Below are 14,977 nucleotides of genomic sequence, written 5' to 3'. Positions count from 1 at the left end.
ACCGGCGTCGGTGACGGTGATGTGAAAGCCCCGCGACCAAATTACTGTAATTGCTATGAAAAATACGTGATGCTGGTGTGACCGTTGCGCGTCATGCGGCGAAATCGTGCGCGGATCGTTGCGCCGGGATGACGGACGTGATCGACAATACCGCCGCCGGGCGGTTCGAACTGACGGTCGATGGCGGCACCGCCATCGCCGCCTATCAGCGCGAGGGCGATCGCATCGTCTTCACCCATACCGAAGTGCCGCCCGAGCTGGAGGGACAGGGAATCGGCAGCCGCCTCGTCGCCGGCGCGCTGGCACAGGTGCGGCGCCAGGGGCTCAAGGTCGTACCGGCCTGCGCCTTCGTCGCCGCCTATCTGCGCCGCCACCCAGACGCCGCCGACCTCGCCTGATTATTCCGCGGCGATCGGCTCGCGCCGTTCCTGCGCCTGGCGAGCCCACATTTCCGCATAGAGACCGCCGCGGTGAAGCAACTCGGCGTGCGTGCCGCTTTCCCGTACCCGGCCGCCGTCGAGCACGACGATCCGGTCGGCATGGACGATCGTCGAGAGACGGTGGGCGATGACGATCGTCGTGCGGCCCCGTTCGATCGCCTCCAGCGTGGCGAGGATCTCGTCCTCGGTCCGGCTGTCGAGTGCGCTGGTCGCCTCGTCGAGGATCAGGATCGGCGGGTTCTTGAGCAGGGTGCGCGCGATCGCGACGCGCTGTTTCTCGCCACCCGACAGCTTCAGCCCGCGTTCGCCGACCCGCGTGGCATAGCCGTCAGGCTGGCGCGCGATGAAGTCGGCGATCGCCGCCCCGCGCGCTGCCGCGGCGATCTCCGCCTCGCCGGCGCTCTCGCGACCGTAGGCGATGTTATAGCCGATCGTTTCGTTGAACAGCACCGTGTCCTGCGGCACGATGCCGATCGCGGCGCGCAGGCTCGCCTGCGTCACCTCGCGGATGTCCTGGCCGTCGATCGTGATCCGCCCCTCGCCGACATCGTAGAATCGGTAGAGCAGACGGGCGAGCGTCGACTTGCCCGCGCCCGACGGTCCGACCACCGCGACGGTCGCGCCGGCCGGCACGTCAAGGTCGAGGCCGTTGAGGATCGTACGGTCGGCGTCATAGCCGAAGCGGACGCCCTCGAAGCGCACGCGCCCAGCGCCGACCTGCAGCGGCGTCGCATCCGGCGCATCGGTCACCTCCGCCGGCGTGTCGATCAGGTCGAACATCGCCGCCATGTCGATCACCCCCTGGCGGATGGTGCGATAGACCATGCCGAGCAGGTCGAGCGGCCGGAACAGCTGGCTGAGCAGCGTCGAGACGAGGACGAGGTCGCCCGACGAGGCCTGCCCTCGCGACCAACGCCACGCGACGAACGCCATGCCCGCGCCCATCATCAGATTGGTGATCAGCGCCTGGCCGATGTTGAGCCAGGCCAGGCTGTTCTCCGACTTGGTCGCGGCCTGGGCATAGGCCGCGATGCCGGCGTCGTAGCGGCGCGCCTCGCGCTCCTCGGCACCGAAATATTTCACCGTCTCGAAGTTGAGCAGCGAATCAACCGCATGCGCCACCGCGCCGGTGTCGAGGTCGTTCATCCGCGTGCGCAGTGCATTGCGCCAGTCGGTGACCTTGCGCGTGAAGACGATATAGGCGGCGACCATCGCCACCGTCGCGACGACCAGCGGCCAGCCGAAGCTCTTCCAGAAGATGCCGAGCACCAGCGCCAGCTCGAGGATCGTCGGCGCGATGTTGAACAGGATGAAATAGAGCATCGTGTCGATGCTCTTGGTGCCGCGCTCGACCACCTTGGTCACCGCGCCGGTGCGCCGCTCGAGGTGGAAGCGCAGCGACAGGCCGTGCAGATGCCGGAAGACGGTGGCGGCGAGCCGCCGCGTCGCATCCTGGCCGACGCGCTCGAACACCGCATTGCGCAGATTGTCGAACAGCGTCGTGCCGAAGCGCGCCGCGGCATAGCCGAACACCAGCAGGATCACGAGCGTGACCGCGCCGCGATCCGCGCCAGTCGAGACGCGGTCGATCGCATATTTCAGCGAATAGGAGACGGCGAAAACCTGGACGAACTTGCTGACCACGACGAGCAGCATCGCAGCCACGATCCGCGCCTTCAGCCCCGGCTCGCCGGCGGGCCAGAGATAGGGGAGGAAACGGCGCAGGGTCGGGATCAGCGGCTGATCGGCGCGGGTCTGGACGGTCGGATCGGGAGGCATCGCAACGGCATGTAGGAAGGCCGCCGCCGCGGCGAAAGCCAAGGTGGGAACACAACGGGGCCTTGGCGGGTTTTTCCCTGCGAGTGGAGACGCTTATGGAACCGCTATTCTACGTCATGGCGATCATGGGCTGCGGCGACGGCAACGTCCAGTGCAGCGAGGCTCGGGTCGTCCCGGTCCAATATCAGTCCATGGCGGAATGCCGCGCGGCCTTGCCGGCGCAGCTGGCGAAGAACACCGACATCGACTTTCCGATGATCGGCGCGCAATGCCGCACGTCTGGAGCCCAGGTCGCCAAGGCCGATAGCAAGGCGAAACGCTCGTAAGTCGCTGCTGACGCGCGCTGGCGCTACTGTGGACGCCGCCACAGCGGCGGTCGAGACGTCTCGACCAGCCGCATTCGCCGCCCCGCCTCGACCCGCGACCGCGCGATAAAGGCGATCTTCTCGCCGGTCGATGTGGATACGCGCGTGTCCCAGGCCGCCGCCCCGCGCGCGGCGACCTTGCGACCGATCGCGCCGTAGATATGCGCCGCCGCCAGCACCGCCCAGGCCGACCGCCGCGACAGCTGGCGCGTGCCGATCCGGGCGCTCGCCTCGAACGCCGCCGCCGCGTCGGTCATCCGCCGCGCCATCGCGACCAGCGCCGGGCGATGTTCGGGCGCCATATAGTCGGTTGCGGGGACCCCCCCCGCCTCCAGCCAGTCGGCGGGCAGGTAGCAGCGCCCGGCCGCGGCATCCTCGCCCAGATCGCGGGCGATATTGGCGAGTTGGAAGGCGAGGCCCAGGTCGCAGGCCCGGTCCAGCGTCGCCGCGTCGTCGGGCGACACGCCCATGATCACCGCCATCATGCAGCCGACGACGCCGGCGACATGATAGCAATAGCGATAGAGGTCGTCCTCGCTCTGCGGCCGCCAGCCGTCGCCGTCGAGCCGGAAGCCGGCGATCAGATCGTGCGCGAAGCGCGCCGGCAACAGCGTCTCGCGCGCGACGATGCGCAGCGCGTCGAAGGCGGGCAGGCCGATCGTCGCGCCGGCCAATGCCGCATCGGTCAGCGCCGCCATCGCCGCGATCCGCGCCGGCGCATCGTCGACGATTGTCATGCCATGGCCATGGTCCTGGCCGTCGGCGATGTCGTCGCAGGCCCGGCACCAGGCGTAGAGCAGCCATGCCCGCTCGCGGGTCGGTCGATCGAACAACAGGCTGGCGGCGGCGAAGCTCTTCGATCCCCGCGCGATCGATTCCCGCGCCGTGGCGACGATCGCGTCGCGGGAGGGCGCCGGGCCGAAGGAGCCGGGCGGGCTCACAGGTCGGCGGCGTTCATCCGCACGATCGGCTGGGTCGGCACATGCTGGCCCATCGCGTCGATCAAGGTCTCCAGCGTATCGGCGACGATCAGCAGGTCGCGATGCTGCGGACGCAGGAAGCCGACCTCCGCCATCTTGCCCCAGAAGGCGATCAGATGGTCGTAATAGCCGGCTGTGTTGAGCAGCCCGACCGGCTTGGCGTGATAGCCGAGCTGCGCCCAGCTCAGCGCTTCCCACAATTCGTCCATCGTGCCGGTGCCGCCGGGGATGGTGACGAAGCCGTCGGACAGATCGGTGAACGCCTGCTTGCGGCTGTGCATGCCGTCGACGACGTGCAGTTCGGTGAGGCCGCGGTGCGCGACCTCGGCATCGACCAGCGCCTGCGGGATGATGCCGATCACCTCGCCGCCCGCGGCCAGCGCGCCATCGGCGACCGCGCCCATCAGGCCGAGCCGGCCACCGCCATAGACGACGCCGATGCCCCGGCCGGCCAGCGTCGCGCCGATGGCGCGGGCGGTGTCGACGTAGAGCGGGTCGGCGGGCGTGGCGGACCCGCAATAGATGGCAAGGCGCTTCATGCCTCCGCCGCTAGGCGATGGGCGGGCAGGGGGCAAGCATCCTGCGCGGCGAGCCCGCTTGGATGAGGACGAGTGCCGCTCCAGACCGGTCGCCCTCGTCATCCCGGCCCCCTCAATCATGCGTCTGCACGTCCCAGGTCGCATGTTCGATGCCGTGATGCGCCGCGAGATGCGCGACGATCGCGTCGAGGTCGGCATCCACCGCGCCGGTGCTGACCAGGGTCGCGACGATGTCGACGTGATCGGCGGTCCGCTCGACGAGGTCGGTATCCGCCACCGGATAGCGCATCAGTTCGAGGTGATCGACCAGCAGGTCGCGTACCGCCGGCGCGCGCTCGGGATCGGTGGTGACGGTGACCGAATAGGTCGCCTCCAGCCCGCCCCCGGCCAGCGGGATGCGGTTGATCGCATTGACCACCGGGCGCAGCAGGGTGTTGCCCGCGATCACGAACACGGTCAGCGTCGCCGCCTCCGCGACCATGTCGGTGCCCGCCGCCGCGCCGACCGCGGCGGAACACCAGAGCGTCGCGGCGGTGTTGAGGCCGCGGACGTTCATCCCCTCCTTCATGATCACGCCGGCGCCGAGGAAGCCGATGCCGGACACGACATAGGCGATGACGCGGATCGCCTCGCCGTTGCCCGCCAGCCGTTGCGCCAGATCGACGAAGGCGGCGGCGCCGAGCGCGACCAGCGCGTTGGTGCGCAGCCCCGCGGTCCGCTGGCGATACTGCCGCTCCGCCCCGATCAGCGCGCCGAGCAGTAGCGCGGCGGCATAGCTGACCAGCGTGTCGAGATAGGCATGAAGGTCGAAGGTGTGGATGAAATGCATCGTGGCCGCCCCGGCAGTACCGCCGCGGCCCTGTAGCGGCCCGGTGTCAGCCGGTCACCCCTCCAGCATCAGCGCCGCGGTCGCCTTGGCGCTGCCGACCACGCCGGGGATGCCGGCGCCCGGATGCGTGCCGGCGCCGACGAAATAGAGGTTGGGAATGGCATCGTCGCGATTGTGGACGCGGAAATAGGCGCTCTGCGTCAGGATCGGCTCCAGGCTGAAGGCGGACCCCATGTGCGCGTTGAGGTCAGCCGCGAAATCCTTCGGCGCATAGCTGAACTTGGTGACGATCCGTTCGTGGATGTCGGGGATCAGCCGGCGGCCGACCTCGTCGAGGATGCGCTTTTCCAGGATCGGCCCCACCTCGTCCCAGTCGACCGGGAACTTGCCCATGTGCGGCACCGGCGCCAGCGCGTAGAAGGTGGAATGCCCCTCCGGCGCCAGGCCCGGATCGGTGACGGTCGGATGGTGCAGATAAAGCGAGAAATCCTCGCTGAGCACGCCATGGTCGTAGATGTCGGCGAGCAGCCCCTGATAGCGCGGGCCGAACAGGATCATGTGGTGCGGAATGCCCGGCCACGTCCCCTTGATGCCGAAATGGACGACGAACAGCGACGGCGAATAGCGCTTGCGCTCCAGTCGCGCGCGCGTGCGTTGCGCGCTGCGCGATCCCGACAGCAGGTCGCGGTAGCTGTGCATGATGTCGCTGTTGCATGCCACCGCATCCGCTTCGCCGCGCCAGCCGCTGGCGCAGACGACGCCGGTGGCGCGGTCGCCCAGCGTCTCGATCTGCGTCACCGCATCGCCCAGCCGCAACGTGCCGCCGATCCGCTGGAAATGGGCGACCATGCCGGCGACCAGCCGGTTGGTGCCGCCGCGCGCGAACCAGACGCCGCCGTCGCGTTCCAGCTTGTGGATCAGCGCATAGATCGCGCTGGTCGTCATCGGATTGCCGCCGACCAGCAAGGTGTGGAAGCTCAGCGCTTGGCGCAGCTTCTCGTTGGCGACGAACTTCGACACGATCGAATAGACCGACCGCCACGCCTGATATTTGGCGAGCGCCGGCGCTGCCTTCACCATCGACGCAAAGTCGAGGAAGGCGACATGGCCCAGCTTCTCATAGCCTTCGTGGAAGACGCCAGCGGCATAATCGAGGAAATGCGCATAGCCGCTGACGTCGGCCGGATTGAGGCGGGCGATTTCCTGCTTCAAGGCGACGTCGTCGTTGGAATAATCGAAATTGGTGCCGTCCGGCCAGTTGAGCCGGTAGAAGGGGGTCACCGCTTCGAGCGTGACGTCGTCGGCGATGTTGCGGCCGGTCAGCGCCCACAATTCTTCCAGGCAGGCAGGATCGGTGATCACCGTCGGCCCGGCGTCGAAGGTGAAGCCGTCCCTTTCCCAATAATAGGCGCGGCCGCCCGGCTTGTCGCGCGACTCGACGATCGTCGTCTCGACGCCGGCGGATTGCAGCCGGATGGCGAGGGCCAGGCCGCCGAAGCCGGCGCCGACGACGATGGCGCGCCGTGGCTTGGCCATCAGCGTCGCCCCGCCAGCGCGCGGATCGCGCGGCCGATCGGCACCGGCGGTTTCCCGGTGAGCACGCGCGCCTTGTCCATCATCGTCGATTGTCCTGCATAGAATCGGCCGATCAGCCGTGCATCGAGCCGGTAGAAGCGTTCGAGCACGCGATAGCGTTCCTGCGGATCGGCGGCCTTGAACAGCATCGCGTCGAGCATGCGGTAAAAGCCGCGCGAACGCCAGCAGGTGCGCGCATGGCCATGCGTCAGCGCGTGCAGCGCCGCTCCCGACAGGTCGCGCGACCCGGCGATCAGCATCGCGGTGCGCACCGCATCGGGCAGCGAATAGCCGGTCGTCGGGTGGAACAGCCCGGCGCGCATCCCGGCCTTGGCGACGCCGGCCCCGCCCGATCGCCAATAGGCGTCGAAATCGCCGCCGATCGCGACCGGCAGCACGCCGGTCTCTTCATGCGCGCCACCGGCGGAACCATGCCAGCCGTGCGCGCCGGCATAGGCCCGCACCCGCTCGCGCAGCACGGGCACGTCGAGATCCGGCGTGTCGCTGTAATAGGTGTCCTCGACGAACATCGTCGTCGGCGAAAAGGGTAGGCAATAGACGAAGCGGTAGCCGTCGAGCTGCGCGACGCTGGCGTCCATCACCACCGGTCGCGTCACCCCGTGCGGCACGCCGAGCTGCAGCTCGCGGCCGAGGAACTTCTGCCAGCCGAGTTCGAGCAGCGACAGATCGGCCGGGCCACGCGCATCGATCACGCCGCCGGCGGCGACGCGATCGCCGTCGCCCAGCACCACGGCGGTCGCCGAACAGGCGAGCACGCGCTGCCCGGTCATCTGCGCCCGCGCCGGTAATCGCGCGCGGACTACCGCGTCCAGCCGTTCGCTGGTGATTGAATAATAGGTCGCATCGAGCGTGCGGCGCAGCGCCGGAAAGGCGACGTCATAGCCCTGCCAGCCATGAACGACGAGCGGCGCGAGCAGCCAGCGATCGCTGTCCGCGACGTCGCTGCCGAAGAACGACCAGACGTGATTGCCGCCAAAGCTCGCGCCTGCCTCGATCAGCCGGACGTCGAGCGTCGGGTGCCGCTCGGTCAGCGCCAGCGCGATCAGCGATCCCGCCAGCCCGCCGCCGACGATCGCCACGTCGCAAGGGATCGTCTTACCCATCGCCCGAGCGCCTAGCGGACGGAGGTGAGGGGTGGAAGGGGGCGTTGTGCGATCCGGATCGGGAGCCTACCGCGTCAGCCACATCGTCATGCCGGACTTGTTCCGGCATCCACCGTTCCGCAAACGCAGACGTCACATGCCCTGCGGTACCGTGGATGCCGGAACAAGTCCGGGATGACGGAAAGCGCGGACGGGCGTAATCGCCGCGGGGGCGGGAGGACGATCAGTCCTCCCCCTGGTCGTCCGTCACAGCGCGGCCCTTGAATCCTTGCGCGACGACGAACCATTCCACCGATCCCTTGCGGCTCGACGGCGGCTTGGCGTGCTTCACCGTGGTGAAGGCGCGCTTCATCGCCGCGACCAGCTGCGAATCCGCGCCGCCGGCGAACACCTTCGACACGAAGGTGCCGCCCGGCACCAGCACGTCGCAGGCGAAGGCGAAGGCGGTCTCGACCAGCGCCATCGTCCGCAGTGCGTCGGTCTGCGGGTGGCCGACGGTATTCGCCGCCATGTCCGACAGGACGAGATCGGGTGCGCCGCCCAGCGCCTCCATCAGCCGGTCCGGAGCAGCATCGTCCATGAAGTCCATCTGGAAGATGGTGACGCCGTCGATCGGATCGACCGGCAGCAGGTCGATGCCGACCACCTGGGCCTTGGGCAGCCGGCGCTTGATCACCTGGCTCCATCCGCCCGGCGCGATGCCCAGGTCGACGACACGCTTGCTGTTGCGGATGATGCCGAACTTCTCGTCCAGCTCGATCAGCTTGTAGGCGGCGCGGCTGCGATAGCCTTCCGCCTTCGCGCGTTTGACGTACGGATCGTTGAGCTGGCGTTCGAGCCAGCGGGTCGATTGCGCGGTCCGCCCGCGCGCGGTCTTGACGCGGGTACGCAGCCCGCCGCCGTCTCTGCTCAAGATGTGATTCCGTTCACGGTCTGGGGCTTCCCATCAGGCGCCTGAGGATGCCCTCGCGGATGCCGCGATCGGCGATGCCCAGCCGCTCGGCCGGCCACAGGTCGAGGATCGTCTCGAGGATCGCGCAGCCGGCGACGACCAGGTCGGCACGCTCGCTGCCGATACAGGCGAGCTTGGCGCGCTCCGGCACCGCCATCCGCGACAGATCGGCGCTGATCCGCCGCATCGCCTGCGCCGGCACGATCAGTCCGTCGACCTGGGCACGGTCGTAATGGCTGAGGCCGAGGTGGACGCTGCCCAAGGTCGTCACCGTGCCGCTGGTGCCGAGCAGCCGCGGCCGCGGCGTGCCCTGCGGCAGTCGCGCGGCAAAGCCGGCGAAACTGTCCGCGACGATGCGCCGCATCCGCCCGTAAGCGGCGAGCCGCTCCGCCTCGCTGTCGCCGATCCCGCCGACGCTCTCGGTCAGCGAGACGACGCCCCAGGGCGCCGAATGCCAGTCGAGCACGCGCGGCATCTGGCCGCGCGGCGTGTCGATCAGCACCAGCTCGGTCGAGCCGCCGCCGATGTCGAAGACCAGGGCGGGATCGTCGCCTGGCTCGATCAGCGCATGGCAGCCGAGCACCGCGAGCCGCGCCTCCTCCTCCGCCGAGATGATGTCGAGGTGAATGCCGGTTTCCTGATAGGCGCGGGCGATGAAGTCCGGGCCGTTGGCGGCGCGGCGACAGGCTTCGGTGGCGACCGATCGCGCCAGCGTGACGTTGCGGCGCTTCAGCTTGTCCGAACAGACGCGCAGTGCCGCGATCGTCCGCTCGATCGCCGCGTCCGACAGCCGGCCGGTGGCGGCGAGCCCCTCGCCCAGCCGGACGATGCGCGAGAAGGCGTCGACGACGGCGAAACCGTCACCCTGCGGCCGCGCGATCAGCAGCCGGCAGTTGTTGGTGCCGAGGTCGAGCGCGGCAAAGGCCTGCGCGTCGGACCAGCGGCCGCGCTGCGGCCGGCTCGGCGCCGTTCGGGCAGGCGCGGCGGCCTGCCGGTACGGCATTCGGGCGGATCGATCCCCCATTGCCGTGTCACTCTTTCATTTCTGTTCTGCCGGCTCAGGCACTTGGCCCGATCGGTGCTTGCCCCCTAGGTAGCGTGCCTTGGCCGCCGCGACAAGCCGAGCGCGGCGGCGGTGCGGCTCGGCTTGACAGCCCCGCCCGCCCCGCCTATCTGCGCGCCCTCGTTGCCCGATCCTCTAATGGTAAGAGAGCGGACTCTGACTCCGTCAATCAAGGTTCGAATCCTTGTCGGGCATCCAATCTTTCGCTGCCGATTCGTGGCTAACCGCGCCGGCTAGCGCGGCTCACGCCTCCCCGAACAATTCGCGCTGCGCCTTCTCCAGTTCCTCCGCATAGCGGCGGCGGACGTGCGCTTCGGTCAGGATGCCGAGCACCTGCGCCTGCCCGTCGATCACCGCCAATTCGTCACGTTGCGCCGCATCGAATCGCGCCATCACCGCGACGATGTCGGTCTCCGGCGGCAGCGCCTCGTCCCGCGCCTCGGCCAGCGTCGCCACCGCCGCGTCGGCGGCGACCATGTCGCCATGCGCGGCGACGGTCGGGACGATGCCGGCATAGCGATCCGCCTGATCGACGAGCACGACGCGGCTGGTCGATCCGAGCGGGAAGCGGCGACGGAATTCGGCGACGGTCATGTCGGCGGCGACCAGATTGGGCGCCCGCCGCATCATCCGCCCGGCGGTCAGCGCCTTGACCCAGCCGACGTCGCGCGCCGATCGGATCGTCTCGCCGCGCAGATGCAGCCGCCAGGTCGAGAAGGAATAGCCGAACAGCTGGCGCACGATGGTCGAGGACACCAGGCTGGCGGCGAGCACCGCGCCGGTCAGGCTGAAATTGCCCGTCGCCTCCAGCACCAGCATGGTCATGGTGAACGGCGCGCCGACCACCGCGACGGCAAAGGCCGCCATGCCGACCATCGCCGCATTGCCGACGTTGAGGATCGATTCGCCCGCCACCCAGGCGAGCGCGCCGGCATAGAGATGGCCGACCAACGTGCCGAGGAACAGCGAGGCGAAGAACAGGCCGCCGCGAAAGCCGAAGCCGAGCGAGACGATCGAGGCGAGCGCCTTCAGCAGCAGCATCGCGGCGAGGAAGGCGAGCGGCAGCGCGATCGTCATGTCGAGGTGCAGCGCGCTATGCCCTGCCGACAGCACCTGCGGCGACAGGGCGGCGAGGCCGGCGAGGCCGACGCCGCCGAGGACCGGCCGCCCCCAGCCGGGCAGCAGCGCCCGCGACCGCATCTCGACCTGGGCGACGGCATGCATCAGCACGATGCCGAGCAGCGCGCAGGTCACGCCGAGCCCGCCGTAGAGCAGATAGCCGAAGGTATGGATCGCCGGGCCGGTCTCGACATGGACGATATAGGGGATGGCGCCGAGCCGCTGCGCGGTCTGCGCACCGGCCAGCGCCGCGGCGACCACCGGCGCAACGGCGGCCGGCGTATAGGCGCCGATCACCACCTCGAAGGCGTAGAAGGCGCCGGCGATCGGCGCCCCGAACGCCGCGGCGATCGCGCCGCCCGCGCCGGCGCCGACCAGGGTGCGGATGTCGATCCGGCGCAGGTTGAGCGCGCGCGCCGCCGCCGAGGCGATCAGGCCGCCGAGCTGCGCATAGGCCGCCTCCAGCCCGACCGACGCGCCGAAGCCGTTCGACACGATCGTCTGGCCCGACACGATCAGGCTGTCGCTCGCGCTCATCCGGCCGCCGTGCAGCGCATTGGCCTCGACCGCGTCGACCAGCGAGCGCCGCCGCGCGCCGACCAGCCGGTTGAACAGCACCAGCGCGACGCCGCCGACCGGCAGCACCAGCAATTGCGCCCAGCCGAGCGGCGGCGCGCCCGACAGGCGCAGATGGTCGGGCAGGTCGTAGAGCAGATGCTGCAGCGTCCGCGCCAGCGCGCCCTGCACGACGGTCAGCACGCCGGCGCCCATGCCGATCGCGACGGCGACCAGCACGAACAACAGCTCGATCGAGCGCACCCGCCCGCCCAGCCGACGCAGCAGCGCCGAGCCACCGCGCACCAGACGCGGTCGGGGCGAGGAGAGGGTGGGGCGGGTCATCCGCCCTCTCTGCGCCGCCCGGTCGGCGCTGTCACCCTGTGGCCGGCGATGGCTGTCGTGCGAGCCGGTGGGAGACCTGCGATCGACGGACGCCCAGGGCCCGTTAGGATCACTTGGATCGGGACGCTGATGCCCGAGCTGGCGGGCGCCTATCCGACCGGCTCTGCCCCGGCTCCTCCAGACAAAGTTGCATTAAGGTCGAGAATTTTGGCGATTTGCTGCAACATTTAACTGAGATGAGGGTGCTCAATCTGGCCAACTATCGGCATAAACAGAGTAATTTTAAATAGAAATTGGTCTTATTAATGTGCGACATTTACGAAATGTAATGACAGAAAAGTGATTCCACATGAGGTTGGGGTCGTTGTTGTCGATCGCTGTGCTCGCGTGTGCCTTAGCATGGTGGCTTGTTAGAACAGGCGCGCCGCAAGTGCGGCGCCCGATGCAGGATCGGCCGATCGCGGTGATCAGCGGGCCGACGTATGGCTACAATGCCGCACCGAAACGGAGTTCGCAGTCTTCTCCGCTTGGTCTTGCCGCAGCAGGCAGTGCTGCAATCACCGACGCGCCTCTCACGCTGGCGGCCATGATGCCGCATGATTTCGTCAGACTGCTGACCGTCGACGATGCGGCTTTCTATGGGGCAGTGGCTAATCCGTCGCTCCAGCGAAAAATGGAGCAATTTCTCTCCAGTCCGCTGGCGAGCATCCCGTTCCTCGAGAAAGGCGAACGGCCCGACATCACGTGTCAAGGTAATATCTGCCAGATCACGGGCCGCTTTGCCGACAATACGTCAATCTACAATAGAAATATCTCAATGACTGGTATTCGATCAGTCTTGAGTAGCGATAGTTTGCAATCCGTCAACATGACCCCATCCGGAAAGTACTATTGGTCCGATGATAGAGGATCCTATTTTCGGGCTTTTATAAGGCAAAGCGAGGGTAGAAGATGATTGTATTATCGCTTGTGGCAATCTTCAGCGGCGAAACAAGCAAATTGGGGGCGGAGAGAATGGGCAAGGCGGAGCAGGCTATTTTTGCGAAGCTCTATCAAGGCGAGGTCGGTAAAGAATTCCGATCTCCGCCCGATCCCCGCAAATTGTATCTGTCCTGGCGCGGACAGCCAGGTCCTGTTGAAAAGGCGCCCACCCGGCGTTTGCAATCGCTGATTGCCGAACTTCCATTCGTTGGCCCGGTTGAGAGGCGAACGGTCTGCAAAAAGGATATTTGCGAGATCATGGTCGCCGCACCGCGGACTAGCATCCCGAACGTCGGCAAAGATCCGGTCGGTCGCTTCTACGAAGAGGCAGCCAATCGCATCCGGGGGTTTGCGCAGACGAGAGGCATGGAGAACGCGATCCTCTTCGGCGCTGATCGGGATAGAGATAATATTGGTATACTAGGATTCGCTTTCGCCAAAGGGAAGGACCTGGAATGAAGAAGCATCTAAACGCTTTCAAGCTCTTTTGACTCGGCGTATCGATGGCTATGGCGCCAAGCGACCTGTCTGCTGCCGCGTATAAAGACTGTTTCGTCTGCTCCTCCAGCCAAACGTGCGGTATTACGATGCATGGCTCAGCGGGTTGCTGGGATGGGCATGGTGACGACCATTTTTGTGAGACCTCAGGTGACGGATGCAAGAGAGGTCCCACGGCGAGTCTCGTCGGCCGGCGCGACGTTACTTACAGTCTCTCGTTCTCATGCGGGGCAAAGCCGTCCACTATGGCCTGACCATTGGCGGGGGCGACTTCGATGATATCCCGTGCTGACGGATAGAATATCCGCTGACTTTTAGGATCGATTGCCAACCCAATGCAGACATGCGACCCCGGCTCTCTAGCCGTCATAGCAGAGCTGGGGCCGCTATGCTGCGGGCGATGAAGCAAACACTGTGACTGTACAACCATCCCTCTGAAACGCCTGGTTGCCAGCTCCCCCCCCCCTCACTCCGTCGGCCGGCCGTCCTTGGTCCAGTGCGGCGTGAAGCGGCTGTCGGCGAGCCAGCGGATCGGCTTCAACAGCGACTGGATGGCGCGCTCCATGAACGGCGCGTCGACGCGGTCGGGCGTGTCCTGCGGCGTATGATAGGTCGCCACCTCGCCATAGCCCGACACGGTGTGCGCGACGACGCCGCGCAGCGCGAGCGCGTAATTGTCGGAACGGCGGAAATAGTGCTGCTCGGGATAGGGATCGGCGTCGATCAGCGCGCCGTGCGCGCGGAGCGCCGCGCCCAGGTCGGACCGTTCGTAGCCGGTCATCTGCAGCCGGTCCGCCGCCAGCTTCGGCACCCGCGCGCCGAGCATCTCGAATTCGATATTGGCGGCGATCCGATCGAGCGGCACCGGCGGATGGTCGCCGAACCAGCGTGCGCCGAAGCCGCCCGCCTCCTCCGATCCATAAGCGACGAACAGGATGCCGCGTCGCGGCGCCTTGCCCGCCGCCAGCACGCGCGCGATCTCGAGCAGCGCGACCGTGCCCGATGCATCATCGTTGGCGCCCGGCCATATGGTGCCGTCGGCACCGACGCCGAGATGGTCGAGGTGCGCGGTCAACAGCAGCACGCCCGCCGTCGGATCGCGGCCGGGCAGATAGGCGACCGCATTGGTCGTCTCCGTCCGCGCCAGCGTGAACGGGATCGACACGATCGCCGTGGCCCCGTCGCGCTGCAGCCGCTGCATCGTCGCCGCGCCGACCGCGACGGTGGCGCCGCGGCCGGTGGGCGCGCCGTCGGCGAAGTCCATCGGCAGGCGCGGCCGTCCGCCGCCCGCCTCATAGCCGCGGCGGCTGCCTTCGCCGGCGGCGATCACCGTGACGCTGGCGCCGCTCTCCGCCCGGGCCTTGCGCAGGGCGGCGCCACCGGTGGCGGCGTCGGGCACGACCAGCACGTCGACCTTGCTGCCCGCCGGCATGCGGCCGAGGACGCCGACCTTGCCGCCCCAGACGCCGCCGCTGCCCGACAGCAGGGTGGCGTCGCCGGCCGGCGTGCCGTCGATCAGCAGCTCCGCCGGCCCCGCCTGGACCTGGCGGAGCAGCGGCACGCGCTGCAGATAGCCGGTCATGCCCGGCGCGGTCTTCAGTCCATAGCCCTGCAGCTGCGCGGCGACATAGGCGGCGGCGACCGCCTCGTCATGCGTCGCGCTGCCGCGCCCGCGCAGGTCGGGGCCGGCGAGGAAGTCGAGGTGGGCGCGGACGCGAACCGGATCGACGGTGTCGCGCGCACCGGCGGCGGTCCCCGCCGTGGCCAGCAGCACCGCCAAGAGTATCGCGCGCGTCGTCATGGTCATCCTCCCCGTGTCCGCCGCTTACTAGG

Annotated in this window: 14 protein-coding genes and 1 tRNA gene; 5 read left to right on the top strand and 10 right to left on the bottom strand. The window is 68.0% G+C overall.

The window, feature by feature from the left end; translation table 11 throughout:
- The first annotated feature begins 128 nt into the window (after positions 1 to 128).
- Positions 129 to 398: a GNAT family N-acetyltransferase gene (locus tag ACU5AX_RS16375; protein ID WP_446691827.1), complete on the top strand. Its 270-nt coding sequence runs from the start codon at positions 129 to 131 to the stop codon at positions 396 to 398.
- Here ACU5AX_RS16375 and ACU5AX_RS16370 read toward each other — a convergent pair whose 3' ends face one another.
- Positions 399 to 2,219, bottom strand: a complete 1,821-nt coding sequence (locus tag ACU5AX_RS16370; RefSeq protein WP_446691826.1) for an ABCB family ABC transporter ATP-binding protein/permease — start codon at positions 2,217 to 2,219, stop codon at positions 399 to 401.
- A gap of 95 nt (positions 2,220 to 2,314) precedes the next feature.
- Between ACU5AX_RS16370 and ACU5AX_RS16365 the strand changes: the two genes are divergently transcribed.
- Positions 2,315 to 2,545, top strand: coding sequence for a hypothetical protein (locus ACU5AX_RS16365; protein ID WP_446691825.1), 231 nt, complete (start codon positions 2,315 to 2,317; stop codon positions 2,543 to 2,545).
- 23 nt (positions 2,546 to 2,568) lie between these two features.
- Here ACU5AX_RS16365 and ACU5AX_RS16360 read toward each other — a convergent pair whose 3' ends face one another.
- The 7 genes from ACU5AX_RS16360 to ACU5AX_RS16330 form a co-directional block, all read right to left on the bottom strand.
- A complete protein-coding gene (locus ACU5AX_RS16360) occupies positions 2,569 to 3,525 on the bottom strand; it encodes a phytoene/squalene synthase family protein (RefSeq protein WP_446691824.1) in 957 nt (318 codons plus the stop codon).
- Positions 3,522 to 4,103 carry an LOG family protein gene (locus tag ACU5AX_RS16355; RefSeq protein ID WP_198354102.1) on the bottom strand — a complete coding sequence of 194 codons (582 nt, stop codon included), beginning with the start codon at positions 4,101 to 4,103 and terminating at the stop codon, positions 3,522 to 3,524. Before ACU5AX_RS16355 ends, ACU5AX_RS16360 begins: the two co-directional genes overlap by 4 nt.
- A gap of 112 nt (positions 4,104 to 4,215) precedes the next feature.
- Positions 4,216 to 4,932 (bottom strand): MgtC/SapB family protein, encoded by a 717-nt coding sequence (locus tag ACU5AX_RS16350; protein WP_446691823.1) that lies wholly within the window; start codon positions 4,930 to 4,932, stop codon positions 4,216 to 4,218.
- A 54-nt stretch (positions 4,933 to 4,986) separates the two neighbouring features.
- A complete protein-coding gene (locus tag ACU5AX_RS16345) occupies positions 4,987 to 6,468 on the bottom strand; it encodes a phytoene desaturase (RefSeq protein ID WP_446691822.1) in 1,482 nt (493 codons plus the stop codon).
- Positions 6,468 to 7,631, bottom strand: coding sequence for a lycopene beta-cyclase CrtY (gene crtY / locus ACU5AX_RS16340; protein ID WP_446691821.1), 1,164 nt, complete (start codon positions 7,629 to 7,631; stop codon positions 6,468 to 6,470). Before crtY ends, ACU5AX_RS16345 begins: the two co-directional genes overlap by 1 nt.
- 223 nt (positions 7,632 to 7,854) lie before the next feature.
- Positions 7,855 to 8,544, bottom strand: a complete 690-nt coding sequence (locus ACU5AX_RS16335) for an RlmE family RNA methyltransferase (RefSeq protein ID WP_198354105.1) — start codon at positions 8,542 to 8,544, stop codon at positions 7,855 to 7,857.
- Positions 8,545 to 8,557: 13 nt separating this feature from the next.
- Positions 8,558 to 9,586, bottom strand: coding sequence for a Ppx/GppA phosphatase family protein (locus ACU5AX_RS16330; RefSeq protein WP_446691820.1), 1,029 nt, complete (start codon positions 9,584 to 9,586; stop codon positions 8,558 to 8,560).
- A 184-nt stretch (positions 9,587 to 9,770) separates the two neighbouring features.
- Here ACU5AX_RS16330 and ACU5AX_RS16325 point away from each other — a divergent pair.
- Positions 9,771 to 9,844, top strand: a tRNA-Gln gene (locus ACU5AX_RS16325).
- 45 nt (positions 9,845 to 9,889) lie between these two features.
- On the opposite strand, the gene ACU5AX_RS16320 is transcribed toward ACU5AX_RS16325, so the two are convergent.
- Entirely contained in the window at positions 9,890 to 11,665 is a 1,776-nt protein-coding gene (locus ACU5AX_RS16320; protein ID WP_446691819.1) for a chloride channel protein, read from the bottom strand.
- Positions 11,666 to 12,095: 430 nt separating this feature from the next.
- On the opposite strand from ACU5AX_RS16320, the gene ACU5AX_RS16315 reads away from it, so the two are divergent.
- A complete protein-coding gene (locus tag ACU5AX_RS16315) occupies positions 12,096 to 12,620 on the top strand; it encodes a hypothetical protein (protein WP_446691818.1) in 525 nt (174 codons plus the stop codon).
- On the top strand, positions 12,617 to 13,105 hold the full coding sequence (locus ACU5AX_RS16310; protein ID WP_446691817.1) for a hypothetical protein: 489 nt from the start codon (positions 12,617 to 12,619) through the stop codon (positions 13,103 to 13,105). Before ACU5AX_RS16315 ends, ACU5AX_RS16310 begins: the two co-directional genes overlap by 4 nt.
- A gap of 505 nt (positions 13,106 to 13,610) precedes the next feature.
- Here ACU5AX_RS16310 and ACU5AX_RS16305 read toward each other — a convergent pair.
- A complete protein-coding gene (locus tag ACU5AX_RS16305; RefSeq protein WP_446691816.1) occupies positions 13,611 to 14,945 on the bottom strand; it encodes a M28 family metallopeptidase in 1,335 nt (444 codons plus the stop codon).
- Positions 14,946 to 14,977 lie beyond the last annotated feature (32 nt).

This window comes from Sphingomonas benefaciens (genome assembly GCF_052907485.1).
This window is presented reverse-complemented; position numbering and strand designations above follow the sequence as displayed.

Bases quoted from the DNA above. Each gene is read 5' to 3' on its own strand.
- ACU5AX_RS16375 (WP_446691827.1), top strand. From the start codon at position 129: ATGACGGACGTGATCGACAATACCGCCGCCGGGCGGTTCGAACTGACG.
- ACU5AX_RS16370 (WP_446691826.1), bottom strand. From the start codon at position 2,219: ATGCCTCCCGATCCGACCGTCCAGACCCGCGCCGATCAGCCGCTGATC.
- ACU5AX_RS16365 (WP_446691825.1), top strand. From the start codon at position 2,315: ATGGAACCGCTATTCTACGTCATGGCGATCATGGGCTGCGGCGACGGC.
- ACU5AX_RS16355 (WP_198354102.1), bottom strand. From the start codon at position 4,103: ATGAAGCGCCTTGCCATCTATTGCGGGTCCGCCACGCCCGCCGACCCG.
- ACU5AX_RS16350 (WP_446691823.1), bottom strand. From the start codon at position 4,932: ATGCATTTCATCCACACCTTCGACCTTCATGCCTATCTCGACACGCTG.
- ACU5AX_RS16345 (WP_446691822.1), bottom strand. From the start codon at position 6,468: ATGGCCAAGCCACGGCGCGCCATCGTCGTCGGCGCCGGCTTCGGCGGC.
- crtY (WP_446691821.1), bottom strand. From the start codon at position 7,631: ATGGGTAAGACGATCCCTTGCGACGTGGCGATCGTCGGCGGCGGGCTG.
- ACU5AX_RS16330 (WP_446691820.1), bottom strand. From the start codon at position 9,586: ATGCCGTACCGGCAGGCCGCCGCGCCTGCCCGAACGGCGCCGAGCCGG.
- ACU5AX_RS16320 (WP_446691819.1), bottom strand. From the start codon at position 11,665: ATGACCCGCCCCACCCTCTCCTCGCCCCGACCGCGTCTGGTGCGCGGT.
- ACU5AX_RS16310 (WP_446691817.1), top strand. From the start codon at position 12,617: ATGATTGTATTATCGCTTGTGGCAATCTTCAGCGGCGAAACAAGCAAA.
- ACU5AX_RS16305 (WP_446691816.1), bottom strand. From the start codon at position 14,945: ATGACGACGCGCGCGATACTCTTGGCGGTGCTGCTGGCCACGGCGGGG.